Source organism: Streptomyces soli, assembly GCF_003999195.1.
In the GTDB taxonomy this organism is placed as follows: Bacteria; Actinomycetota; Actinomycetes; order Streptomycetales; family Streptomycetaceae; genus Actinacidiphila; species Actinacidiphila soli.
The window spans coordinates 1-23953 of record NZ_RJVR01000099.1; the positions used below are offsets into that span (position 1 = coordinate 1).

General features: G+C 68.7%; 20 protein-coding genes and 1 pseudogene. 12 read left to right on the forward strand and 9 right to left on the reverse strand.

Annotation, left to right across the window (positions count from 1 at the left end):
* From EFK10_RS08155 to EFK10_RS08165, 3 genes are all read left to right on the forward strand, one after another.
* Positions 1-945, forward strand: a 945-nt coding sequence (locus EFK10_RS08155) for a S53 family peptidase (protein ID WP_127355069.1), incomplete at its 5' end; no start/stop codon positions are given.
* A gap of 225 nt (positions 946-1170) precedes the next feature.
* Entirely contained in the window at positions 1171-1713 is a 543-nt protein-coding gene (locus EFK10_RS08160) for an Ig-like domain-containing protein (protein WP_407647014.1), read from the forward strand.
* A gap of 109 nt (positions 1714-1822) precedes the next feature.
* Positions 1823-2299, forward strand: a complete 477-nt coding sequence (locus EFK10_RS08165; RefSeq protein ID WP_127355071.1) for a hypothetical protein — start codon at positions 1823-1825, stop codon at positions 2297-2299.
* A 261-nt stretch (positions 2300-2560) separates the two neighbouring features.
* Here the strand turns inward: EFK10_RS08165 and EFK10_RS08170 are convergent, their stop codons facing one another.
* The gene (locus EFK10_RS08170; RefSeq protein ID WP_127355072.1) at positions 2561-3178 is read right to left on the reverse strand and encodes a hypothetical protein; all 618 of its coding nucleotides are present in this window, start codon (positions 3176-3178) and stop codon (positions 2561-2563) included.
* A gap of 523 nt (positions 3179-3701) precedes the next feature.
* Here EFK10_RS08170 and EFK10_RS08180 point away from each other — a divergent pair.
* Positions 3702-4202 (forward strand): cupin domain-containing protein, encoded by a 501-nt coding sequence (locus EFK10_RS08180; RefSeq protein WP_127355074.1) that lies wholly within the window; start codon positions 3702-3704, stop codon positions 4200-4202.
* Between the two features lie 614 nt (positions 4203-4816).
* Entirely contained in the window at positions 4817-5212 is a 396-nt protein-coding gene (locus EFK10_RS08185) for a GlcG/HbpS family heme-binding protein (RefSeq protein ID WP_127355075.1), read from the forward strand.
* A 654-nt stretch (positions 5213-5866) separates the two neighbouring features.
* Here the strand turns inward: EFK10_RS08185 and EFK10_RS08190 are convergent.
* The 4 genes from EFK10_RS08190 to EFK10_RS08205 form a co-directional block, all read right to left on the reverse strand.
* Complete coding sequence (locus EFK10_RS08190) at positions 5867-6619, reverse strand: NAD-dependent epimerase/dehydratase family protein (RefSeq protein ID WP_127355076.1); 753 nt, start codon at positions 6617-6619, stop codon at positions 5867-5869.
* Positions 6620-6809: 190 nt separating this feature from the next.
* Positions 6810-7661: an ABC transporter permease gene (locus tag EFK10_RS08195; protein WP_127355077.1), complete on the reverse strand. Its 852-nt coding sequence runs from the start codon at positions 7659-7661 to the stop codon at positions 6810-6812.
* On the reverse strand, positions 7621-8487 hold the full coding sequence (locus EFK10_RS08200; RefSeq protein WP_127355078.1) for an ATP-binding cassette domain-containing protein: 867 nt from the start codon (positions 8485-8487) through the stop codon (positions 7621-7623). Before EFK10_RS08200 ends, EFK10_RS08195 begins: the two co-directional genes overlap by 41 nt.
* On the reverse strand, positions 8484-8948 hold the full coding sequence (locus EFK10_RS08205; RefSeq protein ID WP_127355079.1) for a MarR family winged helix-turn-helix transcriptional regulator: 465 nt from the start codon (positions 8946-8948) through the stop codon (positions 8484-8486). The genes EFK10_RS08200 and EFK10_RS08205 overlap by 4 nt, the downstream gene beginning before the upstream one ends.
* Positions 8949-9253: 305 nt before the next feature.
* Here EFK10_RS08205 and EFK10_RS08210 point away from each other — a divergent pair, with 305 nt between their 5' ends.
* Together EFK10_RS08210 and EFK10_RS08215 are read left to right on the forward strand one after the other, a co-directional pair.
* A complete protein-coding gene (locus EFK10_RS08210; RefSeq protein WP_127355080.1) occupies positions 9254-9958 on the forward strand; it encodes a TetR/AcrR family transcriptional regulator in 705 nt (234 codons plus the stop codon).
* Positions 9959-9997: 39 nt separating this feature from the next.
* Positions 9998-11143, forward strand: coding sequence for an FAD-dependent oxidoreductase (locus EFK10_RS08215; protein ID WP_127355081.1), 1146 nt, complete (start codon positions 9998-10000; stop codon positions 11141-11143).
* A gap of 461 nt (positions 11144-11604) precedes the next feature.
* Here EFK10_RS08215 and EFK10_RS08220 read toward each other — a convergent pair whose 3' ends face one another.
* Positions 11605-12666, reverse strand: a complete 1062-nt coding sequence (locus EFK10_RS08220) for an alpha/beta hydrolase (protein ID WP_127355082.1) — start codon at positions 12664-12666, stop codon at positions 11605-11607.
* A gap of 321 nt (positions 12667-12987) precedes the next feature.
* On the opposite strand from EFK10_RS08220, the pseudogene EFK10_RS53115 reads away from it, so the two are divergent.
* Positions 12988-13203: pseudogene (locus tag EFK10_RS53115) on the forward strand (IS701 family transposase); the annotation flags it as partial.
* Positions 13204-13451: 248 nt separating this feature from the next.
* Here the strand turns inward: EFK10_RS53115 and EFK10_RS08230 are convergent.
* Positions 13452-13955 carry a UDP-galactopyranose mutase gene (locus EFK10_RS08230; RefSeq protein ID WP_206305356.1) on the reverse strand — a complete coding sequence of 168 codons (504 nt, stop codon included), beginning with the start codon at positions 13953-13955 and terminating at the stop codon, positions 13452-13454.
* A gap of 183 nt (positions 13956-14138) precedes the next feature.
* A complete protein-coding gene (locus tag EFK10_RS08235) occupies positions 14139-15152 on the reverse strand; it encodes a 2-dehydropantoate 2-reductase (RefSeq protein WP_127355084.1) in 1014 nt (337 codons plus the stop codon).
* Positions 15153-15665: 513 nt separating this feature from the next.
* On the opposite strand from EFK10_RS08235, the gene EFK10_RS08240 reads away from it, so the two are divergent.
* The 4 genes from EFK10_RS08240 (at position 15666) to EFK10_RS08255 (ending at position 21010) form a co-directional block, all read left to right on the forward strand.
* Positions 15666-17207: a Re/Si-specific NAD(P)(+) transhydrogenase subunit alpha gene (locus EFK10_RS08240; protein WP_127355085.1), complete on the forward strand. Its 1542-nt coding sequence runs from the start codon at positions 15666-15668 to the stop codon at positions 17205-17207.
* Between the two features lie 6 nt (positions 17208-17213).
* Entirely contained in the window at positions 17214-18689 is a 1476-nt protein-coding gene (gene pntB, locus EFK10_RS08245) for a Re/Si-specific NAD(P)(+) transhydrogenase subunit beta (RefSeq protein WP_127355086.1), read from the forward strand.
* A 296-nt stretch (positions 18690-18985) separates the two neighbouring features.
* The gene (gene moaA, locus EFK10_RS08250) at positions 18986-19975 is read left to right on the forward strand and encodes a GTP 3',8-cyclase MoaA (RefSeq protein ID WP_127355087.1); all 990 of its coding nucleotides are present in this window, start codon (positions 18986-18988) and stop codon (positions 19973-19975) included.
* Between the two features lie 342 nt (positions 19976-20317).
* Positions 20318-21010 carry a GntR family transcriptional regulator gene (locus EFK10_RS08255; protein WP_127355088.1) on the forward strand — a complete coding sequence of 231 codons (693 nt, stop codon included), beginning with the start codon at positions 20318-20320 and terminating at the stop codon, positions 21008-21010.
* Positions 21011-21276: 266 nt separating this feature from the next.
* On the opposite strand, the gene EFK10_RS08260 is transcribed toward EFK10_RS08255, so the two are convergent.
* Positions 21277-22689, reverse strand: coding sequence for an OFA family MFS transporter (locus tag EFK10_RS08260; protein ID WP_206305357.1), 1413 nt, complete (start codon positions 22687-22689; stop codon positions 21277-21279).
* Positions 22690-23953: the final 1264 nt, after the last annotated feature.

Sequence of the window (23953 nt, forward strand, 5' to 3'; positions counted from 1 at the left end):
GCCAACTCCGACCACACCGGCTGGGCCGGGGAGACCACCCTTGACGTGGAGATGGCGCATGCCGTCGCCCCGGACGCGCACATCGTCCTGGTGGAGACCGGGGTCGCCCAGAACGGGGGCGGCACCACCGGCCTGCCGGAGATGATGGACGCCGAGAAGTCGCTGATCGACCGCGGTGTGGGCGATGTGATCAGCCAGAGCTTCGGCGCGACCGAAAACACCTTCCCCGGCTTCCGCAGCGGTGACTTCTCCAGCATCCAGAACCTGCGCTACGCCTTCAAGGACGCGGCCAGGCACGGTGTGACCGTCCTCGCCGCCTCCGGCGACAGCGGAGCCACCAACACCACCGCGGACGGCAGCGGCACCTACCCGTACAAGGTCAACGCCTGGCCGTCCTCCGACCCTCTGGTGACCTCGGTCGGCGGCACCCAACTGCACCTGGACGACAAGGGCAACCGCATGGCGCCGGAGAGCGTCTACGACGACGACGGCGCGGGCGGCGGGGGCCCGTCCCACGTCTTCGCCCGTCCCTCGTACCAGAACGGGGTCAAGCAGGTGGTCGGCGACCACCGCGGCACCCCGGACGTCTCGATGGCCGCCGCGATGAACGGCGGCGCATGGGTGTACTCCAGCTACAACCCGAAGGCGGTCGGCTGGGACGTCTACGTCGGCACCAGCGAGGCCAGCCCGCTCTTCGCGGGCATCGTGGCCCTCGCCGACCAGGTCGCCGGCCACCGGCTGGGCGACATCCACCAGGCGCTGTACTCGCTGTACGCGCAGTCCTCGCGGAACCCGTCCACCGGGATCGTGGATGTGAAGGACGGCACGAACAACAGCTACGCCGGAGTCACCGGCTACACCGCGGTGAAGGGCTACGACATGGCGACCGGCGTCGGCACGATCGACGCCGCCCGCTTCGTCCCGGCCCTCGCCAAGGAGGGCTGAACACATCCCGTCCCCGAGGGCGGGCACCTGCCGCAGACCGCCGGGCCCCGCGCCGGGACGGCGGCTTCTGCGCCTTCTTCGACGCCCTCTCGCTTTGGCCTCCTCTCGGCCACTGTCACCCTCTCCGGACATGCCGGGCACCAGGAGCAGTAGCACCAGCGCGGTGCGCCCGGGGTCAGTGGGTGTGCCACCCGCCACAGAAGAACCGCAGGGCACGCCTCGTAGATCCGGGCCGGCAAGAGCGTCACCGTGCGGGCCGAAGGCGGGACACTGTCCTCCGTGCAGGTCAGTTCCCCCGGTCCGGGCAAGGTCCGCGGATCCTGGTCCAAGGACAAGTCGACCTGGACTTCGACCACTACCCTGGCCCCCGGTGCGACCTACACCGTGAACGCTGGAGGCACGGGCTCCGACGGCAAGAAGCTGTTCAAGGCCGTCACGTTCACCACCGAGGCGGCGAAGAACAGCTTCGTCGGCGAGTACTACCCCGACAAGGGCACCACCGTCGGGGTCGCAACGCCGATGTCCATCACCTTCAACAAGCCGATCCACAACAAGCCCGCGGTCGAGAAGAAACGGTCGGTGACCGCCTCCCCGGCCGTCCAGGGCGCGTGGAGTTGGATGAAGGACCGCAATGGCAAGGACCGGATCGACTACCGCCCCCCAGGCCTACTGGAAGACCGGCACCAAGGTCACTCTGCGCATGAACCTGGCCGACGATCAGGAACACCGCCGGTCCTGGTTGCTTTCCTTCTCTTGACTCCCCCATGACCGCTTTGCCCGGACTTATTTACCGGGGACTTAGGGCGCCCGAACAATCCTGTTCCGGGGCGCCTTGGCGGGCGTCCGGGGACAAGTGACATCATTTAGGAGAAGCCGCATGCGCAAGTTGTCGCTCCGTAGGCGTGGCACGGTGGTCGCCGCCGGCGTGGTCCTCGCCGGGTTGGCCGTGGGTGGAACCTCGGCGTTCGCTGCGTCCTCGGCCGCGCCGCCCCACAGCGGGACGAGCAAGCACCAGGGCAATCATCAATTCAAGCGGCACGCGCTACGCGGAGTCCACGGCGAGGCAACCGTCACCCGCAAGAACGGCAAGGTGATCCAAGGGGAGTGGCAGCGCGGCCAGGTGACCGGGATCAGCGGCACGGCCCTGACGGTGAAGAGCAAGGACGGGACCACCTGGACCTGGACGGTGTCCGGCAGCACGCCGGTGAAGCGGAACGGCAAGAAGATCGCCGAGTCCGCGCTCAAGACGGGCGACAAGGTTCTGGTCGTCGGTACGAAGAACGGCTCCGCGAATAACGCCAAGCGGGTCCTCGCGCCGGTGAAGTCAGCCGCGAAGGCCGCGAACGCGGCGTAGCCGAGTCGAGGAGTGTGGGGGTGGTGGCCCTGTGCTCCCGAAGCTACGGCGAAATGACAGGTGGCTAAGAGTGATGCCAAGGGCTGGGTTCTACCCGTACCCCTGACGGTCGCACGTGTGGCGGCGGGTCGAGGCCGCGGCAGACCCCCTTCGCCGCGGCCTCGACCCGCCGAACTCCCAGTGATCTACCAGTTGATCCCAGATTAGTAGTTGGCCCCCCACCGCCTCCGGGCGGTGGGGGGCCATTCTGCTCGCCCGGGCCTATCCGACGATGCTGCCGATGAACTCGGGTGACGCCATGCTGTTACCGCGCTGCACGATGATGAGGATCTTCCGGCCGTACTTCCGGTCGATCACACCATCGTCGGTCTTCGTCGCGGTCACACCGGGCGCGAGGCGACCCTCAAGCGGCGCGGCCCCGTTCTGGAAGGCGCTGGACGCGGCCTTACCGTCATTGGTGGCACCCATGATGATGGTCGAGATGTCACTCAGGTCGGCCGCCGCCTTGCCGACATTGGTGAACCACAGCTTCGCCCGGAACTCGTAGCTCTTCGGATCGGCCGGATCCTCGTCGGCGGTGAAGTCGGTGAAGATCCGCGCCTCTGTCACCGGGACCTTCAGGCCGTCCGGCCAGGTGTACGTCTTCCCGAAGGCAATGTCTTCGGCGGGGTCAGCCGTGTAGCTCTGGCTCTTGCTGGCCGCCGGCTTGGCCCCGTCGTTCGTCGCTGCTGCTGCATGCGGTGAGTGCCAGTGCGGCGGCGAGCAGGATGGCCGCGATGGTGCGAGTACGCATGTGGACTCCTTCCAGGTGCTGGTCCGCTGGAAGGAGATCTTCGCCTCGCGCAGAATCTGCCGGAGCCGTTCCCTGCCGACCGTCACCGGGCAGGGATAGAGGCCGTTCAGGTAGTCGGCCAGTTTCCGGATCGACCAGCAGGTGAAGGGACGCCCGAGTTTCTCCGGGCGGGTCTTGGCCGTCGCGACGATGACCTTGATGTCGTCGCTGGTGATCAGGCGGGAACGGCCTCCCGCCCAGTTAGGGTCCAGAGCGCGGCCAGTCCCCGCTGATTGAAAGCGTGGATCACGTCCCGGACCGTGACCTCATCCGCAGCGAGCAGGCTCGCCAACGCCGCGGCCGGGGTCCCTGACGCCGACCCCATGATGATCACCGCCCGGCGGAACCGGACCGCGTGCGGCTTGCCTCGCCGGACGATCTGCTGCAACCGGCGGCCCCCATCATCAGAAAGCCGCCGAGCCCGAACCGGCTCTGCCACCCGCCACCACCCCCCACACGACCAATGCCGCTATGAGCCGGCGAACGTTCGTGGTCACCGCACTGGCTCTGACGGGTGTTGATCAGCGTCGTTGTTTGACATCCATTCGGCGCGCTCTCTACGGTCGGAGTATGACCGCGCACGCGGAAGGCTTCCACCCCGATCTTCCCGACGCCGACGGGGACAGCCCGGCGCCCCTGCGGACGCGGGTGCATCACATCCGCGCCGACGCGCTGGACGCGGACACCGCACAGAGCGGGGGCATGCGCCGGTTCGCCGCGATCAGCGGGCGTACCGTCGGCTCCGAGCGGATCTGGATGGGCCAGACCCATGTCGCCCCCGCCACCGCTTCCTCCGACCACCATCACGGCGCCTCGGAGACCGCGATCCACGTCGTGAGCGGCCATCCGGAGTTCGTCTTCCTCGAAGACACGGACGGCACCCCCCAGGAGGTCCGGCTCCGCACCTCCCCCGGCGACTACATCTTCGTCCCGCCGTACGTCCCGCACCGCGAGGAGAATCCGAGCCCGGACGAAGAGGCCGTCGTCGTGATCGCCCGCAGCACCCAGGAGGCCGTCGTGGTCAACCTCCCCAGGCTGTACGTCCTGGGCCGGGGCGACGCGGGAGAGTAGACGCGGGAGCGTGGAGGTAGCGCCGCGTCGATGACGCTGCCGCTCTATCCGTGTGCCGTCGCGAGCGTGAGGGCGATGATGTTCCGGGCTGGCGCCCCGTGCCGTACAACGAGCCGCAGCGCCACCCGGCCGTCGCCGCGCGGACCAGTGGCACCAGGTGGGCGCCATTAACCGCTTGCCAGCGGACCTGGGCGGACTCGACCAGCTTGAACACCATCGCTAGTCCGGCGGCGCGTGAGCCGTGAGCCCGATTCGCGAGTGGCCTACGTTCGCCCAGTTCGTACTGGCTGTGCGGCTGCAGTCAGGCGGTGCCGCTCCCGCCGACCGGTGAGCCGAGCTGGTCCAATTCCTGCTCGACCTCATCGAGGAAGGTCCCCGTCCGCATCGCGCCCAGCCGGGTAGGCGAACCCGCGCGCCAGCGACCGGGGCACCTTGTACGAGGCGCCGAGAGACCCCACCACCAGCCACGACGCCGGATGCGGGGTCTTCGCGTATGCGCAGGTGGATGCAGGCGCCCGGTTTCCAACGCCTCAATATCGGGAACCGCTCATCACCCTGGATCCCCGTCACCTACCGGCCACTGCCGACAACGAACTCTCGAAAGGATCACCGAAATGACTGCGCTCACCTTGCAGGACGCCATCGTTCGAGCTGAGGCCGGCCGCGCCCGGGCCACCGAACTCGGAGTGGCCATGAACATCGCGATCGTCGATGCCAGCGGGTATCTGCTGCACTTCTCCCGGATGGACGACGCGGAGCTCGGCCCCGTCGACATCGCTATCAAAAAGGCAGCGACCGCAGCTCTGTTCAGGAGGCCGTCCGCAGCGATCGGCGAGGACTCCCAACCGGGAGGCCCCCTCTACAACATCGAGATTACCAACGGCGGGCTGGTGTCATTCGGCGGTGGTCTACCGATCGCTGACGAGCGAGGCCGCACCATCGGCGCTGTCGGCGTATCCGGGGGCACCGTCCCGCAGGACGTCACAGTCGCGGAAGCCTGCCTCATGTGACGGTCCGCGATTGCCGTGGTGGACGGCCGACCGCTGACCGGGTGGACGGTGCTGGACATCAATTGCCGGGCAGCCAACTGACACCTTGTTGGTGAGAAGCTGTGTGAACAGCCCCGCGCTTGGGTGAAACGGCCACGCCGGACGGGCGTCAGATCTCACAAGTTCAGCGCAGCTGGCGCGTGGGATTCGGCCGCTGCTGGCCGCGGGGGTGACCCGAAACCGCTATCGCCGAACTTGACGCTACTCCAGGCGGCTCGCATGTCCCGCCGTGGCGGCGGTACCAGCCGGCCCCACCGGGCAGCACAACCCGGCACGTGAACACCCAAGCTGCCCACTGACAACGTGCTTGGCGTACACCTTGACCTGCGGTTCAGGCCGTACGCCCCAACTGTCGCGGAGCGCTGCTGACACGGCCGGCGCGTTCGTCGGCCAGGCACTTGAGGGCGCGGGCCCGGCTGACGTCGACCGAGGACGCCGCCTCGGTACGGGCGGCACGCTCGGAGCGCCTCCGTCCGTGCGGACGCATGCACGGCTTGACGGGTGGGGCTGGAGACGGAGCCCTCACAGACTACCGAGCCAGTCCCCGGCCCTTCTCAGGCGCACTTTTCGCTTACTGCTGACATCCCGGACGGCCAGCTCCCCGAAAGCGCGAGGTTAGCTGTCGAAGAACTGGCCGTTGTCGAGGTCGTCGATGAGCCCGGGGTGGGTCGGCTGCCAGCCCAGCAGTTCGCGGGTCAGCGCGTTCGAGGTCGGGTTGTCGAGCCCGAGGAAGCGGGCCGCGAAGCCGAAGTGGGCGCCGGCGTCCTCGGCGGCGACGGCGGTCACTGGCACGTCCAGATGGCGGCCGATGACCTCGGCGATGGCGCGGATGGTCACACCCTCCTCGCCGACGCCGTGCAGCACCGATCCCGCCGGTGCCTTCTCCAGCGCCAGGCGGAACAGGCGCGCGGCATCGAGCTGGTGGACCGTGGGCCAGCGGTTGGACCCGTCGCCGAGGTAGCCCGAGACGCCCTTCTCGCGGGCGATGTCGACCAGCTGTCCGACGAGGCCTCGCTTGCTCTGGTCGTGGACCGTCGGCGCGAGCCGCACGACGGACGAGCGCACGCCGCGCTCCGCGAGCGCGAGCGCTGCCCGCGTGCCAACGTTCCAGGGGCTCGCCGAGGGATCGGACGCATCCTGCTCGGTCGCCACACGCCCCAGTGACGCGAGTCCCAGCGTCCCGGCGCCGGCGCGCAGGCTGTCGAGGTCCTCCACCGTGCCGCGGCGCACCTCGGCGCTGGCGGCGGTCAGGGCAGCGGCCGAGGCATTCGAGCGAGCGAGCCCGACGACCTGATGCCCGGCGGCGATGAGATCGGACACGAGAGCGGAACCGATGAACCCGGACGCGCCGGTGCCGATCACACGCATGGCGGTCAGGGCGCGAGGATCCGTGCAGACCCAGCTTCTGGAGTCCGTCGACGGGCTGCACGAAGTCCGGCCCGCACAGGGCGTGCAGGGCCCGTACGCCCGCGCCACCGAGCACCGCGCGCTCCTCAGGCAGGACCTGTTCCAGAGCTCCGACCACGTCTTGGCACCGGAGCGGCGCGAAAGCGCTGGGCTAGCGGGCCAGCCGTCCGAGCAGCGACGAGGCCGCGGCGATGGCGAGCGCGGCGGCAAGCACCAGGACGCCGAAGTCCGTGGCGAGGTGGTCCGAGGTGCCCAGCAGCAACCCGCGCAGGGCGTCGACCTGGTAGCTGAGCGGGTTGACGGTGCTGATGGCCTTGAGCCAGCCCGGCATCAGGGCGACCGGGTAGAGGGCGTTGGAGGCGAAGAACAGCGGCATGGTGATGGCCTGGCCGATGCCCATCAGCCGGTCGCGGGTGAGCACGATCCCGGCGATGGTCACGGACAGGCAGGAGAAGAACGCCGAGCCGAGGACCACCGCCACGGCGACCCCGAGCAGCCGGAGCGGATTCCAGGTCAGGGCGACTCCGAGGAGTGCGGCGATGATGATCACCACCACGGCCTGGATGACCGCCTTCACTCCGGAGGCGAAGGCCTTTCCCATGACCAGCGCGGCCCGAGGTGTCGGGGTGACCAGCAGCTTGGTGAGGACGCCGGAGTCCCGCTCCCAGATGATCTGGATGCCGTAGAAGATCGCGATGAACATCGCGGACTGGGCGATGATCCCCGGTGCCATGTAGTCCAGGTACGGGATGTTCCCGGTCGGGATCGCCCGCAGCCGGGTGAAGGTCTCCCCGAAGATAAGCAGCCACAGTGCCGGCTGGATGGCCCGGGTGTACAGCTCGGTGCGGTCGTGGCGCAGCTTCTGCAACTCCACCACGCACATCGCGACCACCCGGGCGGGCACGATCCGCCAGCCGGTACGGGCGGCCGGCGGCGTGAGCAGCAGACGCAGTCCGTCAACCTCAGCCGACACGGGAGGCGGTACGGCGGGTACGGCGGACATCGCGGAACCTTTCTGTCTGGTCGTCGGGGGCCCCGGCCATGCCGTCACCGGAGAAGTGCCGAAAGACGTCCTCCAGTGTCGGCGGCGCCGGCTCGGACTCACCGGAGGCGGAGGCGGCGGCCCGGCGCTCGGCGTCCACTTCGGCCTTGAGCTGCTCCGGTGTGCCGAGCCCGCGGATCCTGCCCCGGTGCATCAGCGCCACGCGGTCGCAGTACTGGTCGGCCTCGTCCATGTAGTGCGTGGTGACCAGCACCGTCATGCCGGTGGCGGCGCGTATCTCGCCTATCCGTTCCCACACGCTGGTCCGTGCGATCGGGTCGAGACCGATGGTCGGCTCGTCCAGTACGAGCAGCCGCGGCGCGCTCACGAGCGCCTGTGCCAGCTCCAGCCGCCGCACCATCCCCCCGGAGTACGTCCCCGCCAGCCGGTCGGCCGCGTCACCGAGCCCGACCGCTTCCAGGGCCGCGGCAACCCGCGCGGCCCGTTCGCGCCTGGACACGTCGAAGACCCGGGCGAACAGCGCCACGTTCTCCCGGCCCGTCAGCCCCGCGTCGGCGGACAGCGCCTGGGGTACGTAGCCGAGCAGGCGCCGTACCGCCATCTTCTGCCGGGCGACGTCCTGCCCGAACACCCGCACCATGCCGGACGGCACCGGAAGCAGCGTCGTCATGGCCCGGATCGCCGTGGTCTTCCCCGCCCCGTTCGGGCCCAGCAGCCCGAACACCTCACCGGCACCGACAGACAGGTCCAGCCCGTCCACCGCCCGTGTGCCGCCGAACGCGTACTCAAGGCCCGTGCACCCCACGGCCTCTTCGGCACTCTTCATGCGCCTCCTCCTGGTCCTGCCTCGTCCTGCAGGCCCTGAGCGAGCCTGCGCAGCGCCGGAAGCGCCGCGGCCAGTGCCGTACGGTCCTCCTCGCCGAGCAGCTCGACCCGCTCCCTGAGCAGTGCGCTGCGGCGTGCCTCCCAGTCGCTCAGCCTGCGCACCGCCTCCGGGGTGGGGTGCAGCAGCGCGACGCGGCGGTCGTCGGCAGCGGTCTCCCGGTGCAGCAATCCCGCCGTCACCAGCTGGTTGACCAGCGTCGATACGGTGTTACCCGCCAGATAGAGCTCCTTGGCCGCCGCTGAGACCCCGATCCCCGGGCGGTCCCGCACCAGCCTCAGCAGCTCGACCTGCGCACCGCGCAACCGCGGACCGGACAGCCCGCCGCGCAGCCTGCGACGCACCAGTCGCTGGATACCGGCCAGCGCGTCGCCGAGGTCATGGGGGAACCCGGGATCGTTCACGCCGCCAATTTACCTCTGAGTCAGAGGTAACTACCAGAGGGCGTCCTTGGACAAGCGGAGAGGCACCCCGGGACGACCACGGTCAGCCGCCATCCCCACGGACAGCACCCGGGCCCGCTCGCCAGCGCTCTGATCACCGGAGCCAGTTCCGGCCTCAAGCTCCCGCACTGGAGATGGCCCGATAGAGGCGGAGCGCCGCCGCCCGCATAAAGGGGGCAGCGCCGTGGCCCTGCTGGCGACCTCATTCTGTCGAACGCGCCCGTAACGAACTTGTTCGTAGCGAACGCGTTCGTTATGCTTCGTGTATGACAGCGCGCCCCAGAACCCCCATCAGCCGCCGTGAGCGGCCCGCCAAGCCGGCCCTGAGCCGCGAAGGCATCACGGCGGCCGCGGTCGCTGTGATGCAGGCCGAGGGTCTGGAGAAATTGACCATGCGCCGCCTGGCGCAGGAGCTCGACACCGGTCCCGCCTCGCTGTACGTGTACGTCCGCAACACCGCTGAGCTGCACGCGAACGTCCTCGACGAGCTGCTCGGCTCGGTCGATCTGGGCCCGGTCCAGGCCGTCGGCGACTGGCGTGAGCGACTCGTCCGGGTCCTGTCCTCCTACACCGCGGTCCTGTTCGAGCACCCGGGGCTGGCCCGCTCGGCCCTGGTGTCCCGCCCCTCGGGGAAGCACTACCTGGAGCTGCTGGAGGCGCTGCTGGCCCTACTGTCCGAGGGCGGGGTTCCCGATGGCCGGGCGGCGTGGGGGGTGGACGTGCTGCTGCAGTTCGCCACCGCGACCGCGGCCGAGCAGGCCAGCCGGGATGCCGCCCCCGACGCCCAGGACGAGCAGGACGCACTCGTTGCAGCGGTGCGGGGCGTCTCCCCGCAGACGCACCCGCGCCTGGCCGCGCTCAGCGACGAACTGTTCTCGGGAATGGCGGAGGACCGCCTGAACTGGGGCTTTCACGTGCTGGTCAACGGAATCCGGCAGACCGGCCGCCCGGACGCACCGGAAGATCACTGACTGGGGCATCTCCGCCACGCGCTACGCAAGGAGTACCACATGACCACTCACCACCCCATCGCGATCGTCGGCGCCGGCCTGGGCGGCCTGACCCTGGCCCGTGTCCTGCACGTGCACGGCATCGAGGCGGCCGTCTTCGACCTCGAGTCGTCGGCCGCGGCCCGCACCCAGGGCGGCATGCTCGACATCCACCACGACTCCGGCCAGATCGCCTTGCGCGCCGCCGGTCTGTACGACGACTTCCGCGCCCTCGTCCACCCCGGCGGCCAGGCCATGCGCATCGTCGACCCGCAGGGCGTGGTTCGTATGGAGGAGGCCGACGAGGGCGACGGCACCCGGCCCGAGGCCGACCGCGGCCAACTGCGCGACCTGCTGCTGAACTTCCTGCCCGCAAGCACCGTCCACTGGGGGAAGAAGGCGACCGATGCCCGCCCGGTGGGCGATGGCCGACACGAGGTGACCTTCGCCGACGGCACCGCCTTCACCACCGACTTGCTCATCGGCGCCGACGGCGCCTGGTCCAGGATCCGCCCGCTGGTCTCCGGCGCCTCCCCCGCCTACACCGGCATCTCCTTCGTCGAGACCGACCTGCTCGACATCGACACCCGCCACCCCGCGAGCGCCGCCCTCGTCGGCGGCGGCTTCTTCATCTCCCCCGGTGACGGTACGGGCTTCCTCGCCCACCGCGAGACCGACGGCAGTCTGCACGTCTACACCGCACTCAAGGCCGACGAGAACTGGCTCGACACCATCGACTTCACCGACACCGACGCGGCCAGGAAAGCCGTCCTGGCGCACTTCACCGACTGGGACGAAAGCCTGCAGAACCTGGTCGCCGACGCCGACGGCGCACTGATCCCGCGCCGCATCCACGCCCTGCCCGTCGGCCACCGCTGGGACCGCACCCCCGGCGTCACCCTGCTCGGCGACGCCGCCCATCTGATGTCCCCCTTCGCCGGCGAGGGCGCCAACCTCGCCATGCTCGACGGCGCCGAACTCGGCCAAGCTCTCGCCGCCCACCCCGGCGGCACCGAGGCTGCCCTGGCCGCCTACGAGCAGCAGTTGTTCCCCCGTAGCGAGGCATCCGCCGCGGACTCCGCCGCCAACCTGACGATGATGTTCGGCGACCGCGCGCTGGAGCGCCTGCTCGACCAGTTCGCCGCCCACCAGCAGCAGACCGACTGACCCCACCCGCGTACACACCCGTCCCTTCCCGCGTCCACCCGAAACACTCCCAGGAGAGCCGCACCCATGCCCCCAGCCATATCCCAGCGCACCCTGGAGCTGGGCGACGGGCTGAGCGTGTGCCGCTGCGCGAGACCGGGACGGGCAGCACCGTCCTGTTCCTGCACGGCGCGGCCGGCCCGGACAGCGTCACCGCGATCACCGAGCACCTCGCCGACCGCCACCGAGTCCTCACCCCCACCCACCCCGGCTGGAACGACACCCTCCTGTCCGAGGACTACGGCGGTGTGGGGGACCTTGCCGACGCCTACCTCCGCCTACCTCCGCCTGCTCGACCGGCTCGAAGTCACGGCCGCGGCGGTGCTGACCAGCTCCTTCGGTGGCTGGATCGCCGCCGAGATGTGCGCACGCGACCGGGAACGCCGCCTGACGCGCCTCCTCCTGCTCGAAGTCCCACAGAATCAGGCCTCGGCCGCGCTCGCGAGATGGGCGAGCAGCGCTGTGCGGAACTGCTCGGGGTGGTCCAGGTGCGGTGCGTGGCCTGAGTCCGGGATCACCATCTCGGTGTAGCGGCCGCCGGACTTGTCGTACCCGTCTAGGACGGTGCGTGTCTGGGTGACCATCGGCTGTGGCGGGCAGACTTCCTGGCCCGGCCAGTCCGGTATGGCGCCGATCGATCCCAGGTAGGCCAAGTCGTACAGCGACGTGTCGGAAACGATCGCGTCGTCGGCTCCGCGGATCCAGAGCAGAGGCGGCTTGGGATTTACGTCGCCGAGGTCGGCGATGCGGAAATGTGTAGGTGCCATCGTGTTGAGCACGCCGCGGTCTCCGGGGGCGAAGCCAGGCCAGTTCTGGCTGGGCGCCGCCGTTCCGGGGTAATGGTCGTCGCCGGTGACCGTGGAGAGCATGCTCTGCACCATTGCCTCCAGCGGTTCCGGTACGTACCCCTCTTTTACGTAGTGCGCGAGCAGGACCCGGCGGGGTGAGAGCGGGGATTCGTCGCCGATGTCGCCTGCGGCGAGCCTGGAAACGAAACCCGGGTTCGCGGAGCCGCCTCCGGACCCGGCGGCGTCGGGCGTGCAGAGCTCACCGTGTGCCCCCTTGGTGCCGCCGAAGCCGAAGGGCGAGACCGGATTCACGAGGGTGAGGGAGGCTATCCGGCCGGGGGCGTCGAGCAGGTACTGCAGCAGCACACCGCCGCCCATGCTCCAACCGACCAGATGGGCCTCCGGTAGTTCGAGCGCGTCGAGAAGCGCGCCGAGGTCGTCGGCGAAGTCCCGTAGGCCACGGGTGGCATCGACCGGCGCGGCGTCGGTGGCGCCGAAGCCGCGCAGGTCGGGGGCGAGAGCCCGGAATGGAGCCGGTAGCGCGAGCATGGTCGGCTGCCAAAACAGGCTGGACGAGACGTTGCCGTGTATGAAGACCACCGGTACGCCGTCCGGTTCCCCGACCTCCAGCACATTGGTGACTACCCGAGCGGTCGACACCCGCCGTGCGGTGATCCCCGCCATGAGTTCGGTCATCGTTGATCTCCTCATCACGTCGGCGCAAGCCACGCCGCGGCCTGGGCTCCCGGGGTGGGGTCCCAGCCCAGTTCGAGTTGGTTGGCGAGTTCCCGAGTGCTGTACCGGGAGGTGCACGGCAGGCGCCACGGTATGCCGCGAGTATGGCCAGGGCTACGTGGCGCAACGCCATAGCCGATCGGTCCAGCCTGTGGGCGCTCCACCCTGTGAGCGCTCCACGCATGTCCCTAACGGGTGAAAAGTGATTCCCAATGAAGTTGTCAAGCGGCGTTGGTGACGCAGCGAGACCGTGGGGGCCGGCGGCTTGGGAAAGTCCTCGCGCTCGCCGTAGTCGCCGCCACCGAGCGCGCCCACTGCCCGACAGCAGCGGGCCTCATCACACTGACCTGCAACGAGATCCAGCGCCTGTTCGCCGCCTTGCTCGCCCCACCCGTCCGCGACACCGCCCACCGATTCCGCTGGTCGGTCTGGCGACGCCGACACCAAGTCCGTGCGCGCACCAGCCACTATCAGCGACAAGCCGCCCAGACACCATGAAGATCACGATCTACAGCCGGAGTACTACCAGCCCACAGAACTCGCAGTGGGCTTTGGAGATCAGCGTGCTTCCTCTTCAGCTCCTCGAACGCGCCAACGGACCGGACGTTGCCTATCGGTTACTACTGACGCACGTCCACGACTTCGTAGACCTGGGCAGTGCCCCCGCCTGGTGGCAGCAACCGTGTTTTGGCACAAAGGTGTGGCCACCCAGAAAATCGGCCACACGTTATCCGCTTGGAGGTAAGTTACGGGACATCCCTTGGGTCGCGATCCCCTCCGCGACCCGCAATCCACTCGGAATCGCCGTGCCCATGTTGATGTAGATAATGCTTGGCCTGCGCACCCGGGTACTCGCGCAGGACGACGGTGCCCGGCCGGTGGTGCAACTCGCTGAGCGCCCACTTGGTCTCGATGGACCGTGTCCACGCGGTGGTCGCTGCGGGCTCGTTGACGACCATCGCCGGTTGGGCCAGCAGGGGCTCCGGTAGATAGGTCGGCTGAAGCCGTATCCCTCGCCACTGCAGCGCTCCGGGTTCGCCGAGGAAGTCGTCGAGTGCCGACGTGACGATCACCGGCTGACCGCCGCGCGTTATTGCCGGCGGGTCGTCCACGGTGACCGTGCAGCCAAGGTGCACGATCGCTGGGCCAAGGAGCGCCTCGACGAGTTGCCCGTAACCCCGTCGAGGCCATCCCCGGCGATGAACACCGACAGATCCACCTCCTTGACCAGGCCCAGCACCTTCCAACACAGATGCCCTGACGGCAGCCAGTCCCGGACGTCCTGCGAGAGCACGAAGACGCTGTCACGGTCGCAAGAACGCCCGGCCCACCCCACGCCATGACGTGCACACAGTCGGCAAACCGGGCCCCGCAAAGCGACGAACGAAGAAGTCAACGACCCTACGTCCGCGCCATACAGGTCAAAGATCAAGTTAGACAGGCGCTGACTTCTGGGCAGTGTCGCTGTTCTCCAAACCTGCTGTTGAGCGTCGCGCCAGTAGGTCGGTGGCAGCGTGGACCGCACGCAACGTGGGCGCCTCGGCGCCGGAGATGTCGGCCATCTCCACCACCGCTGTCACGATGGCGTCGAGTTCCATCTGCTTGCCGGCCTCGAGGTCCTGAAGCATCGAGGTCTTGTGGTGTCCCACCCCCTCCGCACCTCGCAGCCGCTTCTCGATCGAGATGTCCGGAGTGCTGCCGACCCTGGCCGCGATGTCGAGGGTTTCCTCCATGAGTTGGGTGACCAGCCGCCGGGTGGGGAGGTGTTGGCAGATTTCGACCATCGTCGCCCTGGTGAGTGCGCTGAGCGGATTGAATGCGACGTTGCCCATCAGCTTGATCCAGATGTCATCGCGCAGATTCGGCTCCACCGGGCACTTCAACCCACCCGCGATCATGGCCTCACTCAATGCCGTGCACCGGTCGGAGATTCCGCCCGCCGGCTCGCCGATGGAAAACCGGGTGCCCTCCAGATGCCGGATGACACCGGGGGCCTCGATGACCGTGGCGGGGTAGACCACACAGCCGATCGCCCGTTCCGGTGGCAGCACCGCGCTGGTGGCGCCCCCTGGGTCGACCGCCTCGATCCGCTGTCCCTCATAGGGCCCGGCCAGTTTGTGGAAGTACCACCATGGAATGCCGTTCTGACCCGCCACCACCGCGGTCTGGTCACCGAGCAACGGGGCGACCATCGACCCGGCGGACGGGTAGGCATGTGCCTTCAGGCCCAGGAAGACGTAGTCCACGGGACCGATCTCGGTCGGGTCGTCCGTGGCGTGGGGTCGCGCCACGAAGTCACCTCGCGGACTGTTGACCCGGACCCCATGAGCACGTATCGCCCGCAGATGCTCACCTCGGGCGATCAGGTGGACGTCAGCGCCACCACGGTGCAGTGCCGCTCCGACGTAGGCGCCGATCGCACCGGCTCCGAGGACTGCAATTTTCACGGCGGCTCCTCTCGAGTGAAGGTGCATACTGTATGCAATACTTTCCTTGATGTACAGTCTCATCGCAGAAATGTGCGCTCGAGTAGTGGGCTCAACCCAGACTGATGCCTAGCCATGCTGGCTCCATGCCTCACGAAGGCAGCTGAAGCAGAACCTTGCATACAATATGCAATTGAGTATCCTCGCCAGTGTTGGCAAACGGTTCGTTGGCCGGTTAACAGCTCACGCTCCGGACCGGTTGCCCGCCAGTCGCACGCACCAGCGGTCGGGAGGCCTTTGATGGACTTGCTCGAGCACCAAGCACGGGAACGCTTCGCCGCACATGCTGGTGCCGGTACTGCCGGCATCGTGGCCAGTACGCAGTCAGGAGGCACGCGCCGCTGAGCACCGCGGCCGGTGGGTCGCGATGAAGGCCCAGGTCAAAACGGGTGGTCGGGACAATCACATTGCAGGCGATGGCTCAACTGACAACGGCGCCGTGATTTCAGCCGGAAAGAAAGGAAAAGGAGAGCAATGTCGGAATCACCACCACAGCAGATCGGTGTCGTCACCGAGTCCACCGCCGGGGAGACCCGGGTGGCTGCCACACCGGCCAGTGTCCGCCAACTCCTGGGACTCGGCTACGAGGTCGTCGTAGCATCGGAGGCCGGAGCGGCCTCGGGGTTCTCCGACGACGCCTACGCCGAGGCGGGCGCGCGGATCGGCGACGCATGGCAGGCGGACGTCGTCCTGAAGGTCAACGCGCCCTCGCACGAGGAAATAGGGAAGCTGCGTGACGGGGCGACCCTGGTCGGGCTGATCGCCCCTGGGTTGAACCCGGACCTGCTGGACGAGCTCGCGCGGCGCCCGGTCACCGTCCTGTCCATGGACGCCGTGCCGCGCATCTCCCGGGCCCAGTCGATGGACGTACTCAGCTCGATGGCCAACATCGCCGGGTACCGGGCGGTGATCGAGGCAGCGCATGCCTTCGGACGGTTCTTCGCCGGCCAGGTCACCGCGGCAGGCAAGGTGCCGCCCGCGAAGGTCCTGGTGGCCGGTGCGGGTGTGGCCGGTCTTGCGGCGATCGGCGCGGCGGGCAGCCTGGGCGCGGTGGTGCGGGCCACCGATCCGCGGGCCGAGGTCGCCGACCAGGTCCGCTCACTGGGCGGTGAGTTCCTCGCCGTCGAGGTGGAGCAGGAATCCAGCACCGACGGGTACGCCAAGGCGACGTCCGAGGCGTACGACCGGCGCGCCGCGGAGATCTACAGCGAGCAGGCCGCGGACGTCGACATCATCGTCACCACCGCGCTGATCCCAGGCCGCCCGGCACCCCGGCTGATCACGGCGGCGGACGTGGCTTCCATGAAGCCCGGCAGCGTCATTGTGGACATGGCCGCAGCGCAGGGCGGCAATGTCGAGGGCACCGTCAGCGGGAAGGCGATCGTCACCGACAACGACGTGACGATCATCGGCTACACCGACCTCGTCGGCCGGCTGCCCGCCCAGGCATCGCAGCTGTACGGGACCAACCTCGTCAACCTGCTGAAGCTGCTCACGCCCGGCGAGGACGGGCAGTTGACGCTGGACTTCGATGACATCGTGCAGCGGTCCGTGACAGTGGTGCGGGACGGCGAGAAGACCTGGCCGCCACCGCCCGCCCAGGTGTCGGCCGCACCCGCGCAGCCGGCTGCCGCGCCGGCAGCGGCCCCGCAGGCGAAGGAACCCCGCCTCTCGCCGGCCGCCCGCTACGGCCTGATCGGCCTCGGCATGATCATGATGTTCCTTCTCATCGCCATCTCCCCCACCCAACTCGCTGCGAACTTCACGGTGTTCGCGCTGGCCGTCGTCATCGGCTACTACGTGATCGGCAAGGTCCACCACGCCCTGCACACCCCGCTGATGTCGGTCACCAACGCGATCTCCGGGATCGTGGTGGTCGGTGCGCTGCTGCAGATAGGCCACGACGGGGCGGCCGTTACCGTGCTGTCGTTCGTGGCGATCATGCTGACCACCGTGAACATCTTCGGAGGATTCGCCGTCACCCGCCGCATGCTCGGCATGTTCTCGAAAGGCTGAGGATCGATGAACGCAACCACGGCCGCCCAGGCCGCCGACATCGTCGCCGCGCTGTTGTTCATCTTCAGCCTGGCCGGGCTCTCCCAACACCGCACCGCCCGCGTCGGGGTGGCGTACGGCATCGGCGGCATGGCGCTGGCGCTTGTCGCCACCGTCATCGTCGCCGGGCGGGACATCTCGGCCGGCGCCGTCACGCTGATCATCGTCGCCACAGTGATCGGCGGCGCCGTGGGCGTGTGGCGGGCCCGCAAGGTGGAAATGACCCAGATGCCGGAGCTCATCGCCGTCCTGCACAGCCTCGTCGGCCTGGCCGCGGTGCTGATCGGCTGGAACAGCTACTACGAAGTCGAGGCGCACGGCTCCGGGCAGACCCTGATCGCCCACGACCTGCTGCGGATCCACCACGCCGAGGTGTTCATCGGCATCTTCATCGGCGCGGTCACCTTCACCGGTTCGATCGTCGCCTTCCTGAAGTTGTCGGCGCGCATCAAGTCCAGGCCGCTGACGCTGCCGGGCAAGAACGCCCTCAACCTCGGTGCGCTGGCCGCCTTCGTGGCTCTGACGATCTGGTTCGCGGTGAGCCCGAGCCTCGGCCTGATGATCGCCGTCACCGTCCTGGCGCTCGCGCTGGGCTGGCACCTGGTCGCCTCCATCGGCGGCGGTGACATGCCCGTCGTGGTCTCGATGCTCAACAGCTACTCGGGGTGGGCGGCAGCGGCAGCGGGCTTCCTGCTGAACAACAACCTGCTCATCGTCACCGGCGCGCTGGTCGGCTCCTCCGGCGCGTATCTGTCGTACATCATGTGCAAGGCGATGAACCGGTCCTTCATCTCGGTGATCGCCGGCGGATTCGGCATCGAGGCGGTGGCAGGCGGCGACACCGAGCAGGGGGAGCACCGTGAGACCAGCGCCGAGGAGACCGCGGAGCTGCTGGAGAACGCCACGTCGGTGATCATCACCCCGGGGTACGGCATGGCGGTGGCCCAGGCCCAGCACCCGGTCGCCGCGCTGACCCAGGCCCTGCGCGAGCGTGGGGTGCAGGTGCGGTTCGGCGTGCACCCGGTGGCCGGACGGCTCCCCGGGCACATGAACGTGCTGCTGGCCGAGGCCAAGGTGCCCTACGACGTCGTGCTGGAGATGGACGAGATCAACGACGACTTCGGCGACACCACGGTGGTGCTGGTCATCGGTGCCAACGACACCGTCAACCCGGCCGCGACCGACGACCCGTCCAGCCCCATCGCCGGCATGCCGGTGCTGCGGGTCTGGGAGGCCGAGAACGTCATCGTCTTCAAACGGTCCATGGCCTCGGGCTACGCGGGCGTGCAGAACCCGCTGTTCTTCCGCGAGAACAGCCGCATGCTCTTCGGTGACGCCAAGCAGAGTGTGGAGGACATCCTGCGCGCGCTGAGCTCACCGGACTCTGGGTCCGCGGCGCCGCGGTCGGGCCCCCGTACGACCCAGCAGCCCACGCCCGTCTGACGCAAGCGGCCGCCAGACCCAGTCTGCGCCAGCAGATGATGCCGCAGGCCAGGCCGAGGAAGGCTTCGCTCTGTCCGGCCACCCATCGGTGCACGCCCAGCTTTGAGCCGATGTGCCGTATGAGCAGTTGATCGACAACGAGCTGTACGACCCGAAGTCCGCGGTGCTCTTCGGTGACGCGAAAACCTCCGTCGCCGAGATCACCGAGGAAGCTCAAGGCCCTGCGTTGTGGTGGGGAGGGGAAGCCGCGGCTTCCCCTCCCCACCACAAGGCCACCCCGAGGGAAAGGCGAACCCGTGTTGATCGATACCTATGGTCGGATCGCCACCGATCTGCGGGTTTCGCTGACCGACCGGTGCAATCTGCGGTGCACGTACTGCATGCCGGAAGAGGGCTTGCAGTGGCTGGCCAAGCCCGAGTTGCTCACCGATGACGAGATCGTGCGACTGGTCTCGATCGCGACGACGGATCTGGGCGTCACCGAGGTGCGCTTCACCGGCGGGGAGCCGTTGCTCCGCCCGGGCCTGGTCCGCATCGTCGAGCTCTGCGCCGCCCTCGACCCGCGCCCCAAGCTCTCCTTGACCACCAACGGTATCGGCCTGGCCCGCACCGCCGAGGCTCTGCGCACCGCGGGGCTGGACCGGGTCAACGTCTCCCTCGACACCCTGCGTCCCGAGGTCTTCCACACCCTCACCCGCCGCAACCGGCACCACGACGTCATCGACGGCCTGACCGCGGCCCGCGACGCCGGCCTCACCCCGGTCAAGGTCAATTCTGTACTCATGCGCAACATCAACGACGATGAGGCCTCCGACCTGCTCGGCTGGGCCCTTCAGCACGACTACGAACTGCGCTTCATCGAACAGATGCCGCTGGACGCCCAGCACGGCTGGGAGCGCAGCGACATGGTCACCGCCGCCGAGATCCTCGAGAAACTCTCCGCCCGCTTCACCCTCACCCCTGAGGTCTCCTCCATACGCGGCTCCGCGCCCGCCGAGCGCTGGCTGGTCGACGGCGGACCCGCCCGGGTCGGGCTGATCGCCTCAGTCACCCGGCCGTTCTGCCGCGCCTGCGACCGCACCCGGCTCACCGCCGACGGCCAGGTTCGCAACTGCCTGTTCGCTCGCGAGGAATCCGACCTGCGCACGGCCCTGCGCTCCGGTGCGCCCGATCAAGACATCGCCGAACAGTGGCGCGCCGCGATGTGGGGCAAAAACGCCGGCTCCGGGCTCGACGCCCCGACCTTCCGTCAGCCCCAACGCCCCATGTCCGCGATCGGCGGCTGACGACCCGGTTGCGCGATTGCCGTCCGGTGTTCGGCGCCCCGACCAGGGCTGGGGACAGTTCGGCGCCCCCGCCGCCGGCTAGGATGCGCCCTCCACGACCTCCCGTTCGGCGCCCCTGGCCGTCGCGGTCGGGCGACGTCCCGTGCGGCGATGGCGGCCGTCCCACTGGTCACGCGGAACGCGGGAGAACATCCCGGAGGCGCCGGTTTCCTGGAATGCGCCAGACGGCGGGACGCTGACAGCCCGGCACCGTGACACCGATCACGAGCGCAGCAGATTGCATACGAAAACCTGTATCTTGTCTTTGTGACCACCAGTAGTCTGATGAGGGGGAGGGGTCCCATGCGCGACACGCCCACGGTGGCAGCCAGAGGCCCGATAACCCGCCCCGCCCCGCTGCGCCAGGCCGTCTACGAGGCCCTGGTCGAGCTCATCATCAACGGCTCCCTCAAACCCGGCCAACACCTGGTCGAGGCCGAGCTCGCCGAACACCTCGGAGTGAGCCGCCAGCCGGTACGCGAAGCCCTGCAGCGACTGCAGACCGATGGCTGGGTCGACCTGCGCCCGGCCCAGGGCGCCTTCGTCCACTCCCCCACCGAAGAAGAGGCCACCCAACTCCTCAGCGTCCGCGCCGTACTGGAAACCCACTCGGCACGCGGCGCCGCGTTGCACGCCACCGAGCAGGACGTGGCCCGGCTGTGGGAGCTACAGGAGGCCGGGATCGCGGCCCTGGCAGCGGACGACGCACGGGGCATCGTCGAAGCCAACGCCGCCCTGCACGGCTTCATCACCGAACTGTCCCGCAACAAAGTCCTCGCCGAGCTGATCCCCCAGGTCGACCGACGGGTGCGCTGGTACTACATGCCCATCGCCAAGCCCCGCGGCAAGGACGCCTGGAACGAGCACGCCCAGCTCATCGAGGCCATCGCCGAAGGCGACGCCGACCGTTCCGAGGAACTGATGCGCTGCCACACCCAGCACACCACCGACTTCTACAGCCGGCAAATCGCCGCCGCAACCGCCCAGCGTTCGTGACGGCCCGCCGCCACGACGTCGTACGGTCCGGGTGCGCCGGCACCCGGACCGTACGGCAAGAGAACCTTGCGGGTCTTGCCCAATGTTTGCGTGTTCGTACGGAGGCGGGGCGGGGCCGGGCGGAGCAGGGAGCGCACCCCACCGGCCGGCCCCGTCCCCGTGACGCGGACGACCCGGCGCGGAACTGCCGCTGAACCGAGCCGGACTCCGTTCGCCCGCGCACGTTTTATGGCGGCGCTGAGACAGGTGTCCCGAAGCGGGACCGCTCAGCTGCTCGCGTCGGCATGGGTCGGACCAGCGAGGCCGCCGACCTTTTGCTCAACGCTCTCCCCCGGCTTCCGTTTGGGCTGTCGCAGGAACAACGCGGTCGCCGCCGAGAGGAAGGCAATACCTCCGGCCAGGGTGTAACCGCCGGTGTAGCCCCAGGCGCTGATCACCGAGGCGGCCACACCACCACCGCCTACACCGCCGACCAGTTTGGCGCTGTAGACCAGCCCGTAGTTCTGCGCGTTGTTGTTCTCCCCGAAGTAGTCCGGTACGAGCGCGGCGAACAGCGGGTAGAAAGCACCGCCGCCGAACCCGTTCAGGAACGCGAAGAACAGGAAGAGGGGTTCGTTGTGCGCCTGGCCCGACCAGAGGACGCCGAACTGCGCCACGCCTGCCACTACCAGCACCAGCACCAGCGTCAGTCGGCGGCCCAGGCTGTCGGACAGCCAGCCCACGGCCGCCCGGCCGACACCGTTGACCACGGCGAGCACGCCCGCCGAGGACGCGGCCACCAGCGGCCCGAAGCCCAGGCTCTTGGCGAACGGCACCTGGAAGTTGATGCCGAACAGCGACACCCCGCCGATGAGCACCAGGGCGAACCACATCAGCGGCAACTGCCCGGTCCTGATCGCCTGCATCGGGGTGAACTGGCCCACCGCCGGCGGGTTCTTCGCCAGCCGCTTGGCGACCCGCGCGGCATCCTCCGTCTTGGCCCGGTTCAGCGGGTCCACGTCGTGCGGCCACCAGCTCTTCGGCGGGTCCTTGAAGAACATGCCGCAGACGCCCACGACGACCACCATGAACAGCGCGATCAGGTCGAGAACCAGCTTGTAGTTCCCGGGGTGGAACCAGTAACTGAAGACAAAGATGAACGGAAGGGTTCCATAGGCGAAGCCTCCGTTGACGAAGCCGGTGCGGGCACCCTTGTTGTCCGGATACCACTTGCCGACCATGTTGACGCAGGTCGCGTACACCAGACCCGCACCGGTGCCGCCCAGCACCGAATAGCCGAGGATCACGATGACGGGGTTCCCGAAATGTCCGACGGACGCGAGGCCCAGGCCGGAAAGGAGCGCACCGGCGAGCATGGCAGGCTTGGCCGGCAGGACCCCCTTCTCCCTCAGCCGTCCTGCGGGAAAGGCCACCCCCGCCTGGAAGACCGCCCAGATACTGGCGATCCAGAACGCCTCCGTGAGCGTCCACCCGTGGGCGCTCTCAAGCGTCGACTCCGCGGAGCTGTAGCCGTATTCGAAGACGCTGACACCCATCATCGCGAACCATGGGAGCCAGACCATCCAAGCCCGGGGCCTCCCCAGGATGGACCGATCGCTCTCACCGATCCGGTACACGCGGCCGTTCACGTCGGTGACTTCCTGATAAGGAACAGGAGTCACCTGGGGTACTGCTGACATGTGGTGCCTTCCCTTGCGTGAAAAGAGCTTGGGGTGCGCCCCCTGGACCTTTCTCTTCAAGCGGTGGGGTGGAACTTCCCATCCCTGTGGTGCGGCCCGGCAGTTGGCCGCGCCCGGTGGTACGCCGTCCGAGCGGCTGGGGTCCGGGGCGGCATCCCGGACCGTGACAGCGCATGGGCGGTGAAGCGGTAGTGCGGCCCTGCGCGCGACAGGTCCTGCCGCGCGCAGGGGGTGAGATGGCTGATCAGGTTGGTCGGTGCTTAAGGATCTCCATATTGCAGATTGCATACGGTATGGATCAGCCAAAGCATATGTCCAGAGGATGTCAGCAAGATTGACTCCGGCATTACCAACCACCGCTTCCCCGGCTTCCGTAACCGGGCTCTGGAAGCTGGGCGAATGCCTCCGAACCACCGCATTGCACCTGCGGGCGCCGCCTTGCTGCCGGCCGCGCCCGCCCGCAACACCACGGCGCCGTGGCGCCGACCGCCAGGTGCCAAGGTGATGAGCGAGCCGGCGCTGGCCGAGGCCCACGGCCGCGTACAGCACGCGACCACGCCGCCGCGGAGGGGCCTCCCGGGGAAGGTATTGGCGCACCGTGCCGGGCAGTTGGCGTCCGCCCCAGGACAGCAGCGGCATCCCAGCCGAACACGGCAGCCAGGACGGGAACACGGCACCGCTGACCTGGCCGAACGCCGACGGCGCACGCTCCGGGCGCCACCGGACGGCGGTGGCGATGCCGGGGTCGTATACGAATCCAGTGCCCGCGCCGCCGACCTCCGAGTAACTGGGCGGCAACGGCAGCACCCCGCCCCCGGCCCGGGCCACCACGGCGGCGACGCCCACCGGCGGCGCTCGCGGCTCCCCGGCGTTGCGGCCTTTGTAAGTGGCCGCCGCCGGTTCCTTCTCCGAGTGGCGGGTGATCAGGGTGGCGTCTAGGTGTAACCCGCCATCAGGTTGGTGACAGTCTGCTGGCGGGTGGCTGGTTCCGGATGGCCGTGTGCGCCGCCAAGGCCATACGCACCATTGCGCGCACCGCTGGATCGCCCGCTACTGCGCGACGGGCCAGCCGTCGAGCCGGACACGGCGGACCAGGACCACACGCCCGTGGATGGTGAACCTCCCCGGCCTGAAGGGCCGGGGCTTCTGTCTTGCGCTGACTGGTTAGGTGGCGTGGACGGGTGTCCGGCCAGCACCCGTGGGGGTGGTGGTGCCGTCTGTCTGGTCGGTGCTGTCTCCTCGTGGTGAGGGGACGACAGCTACG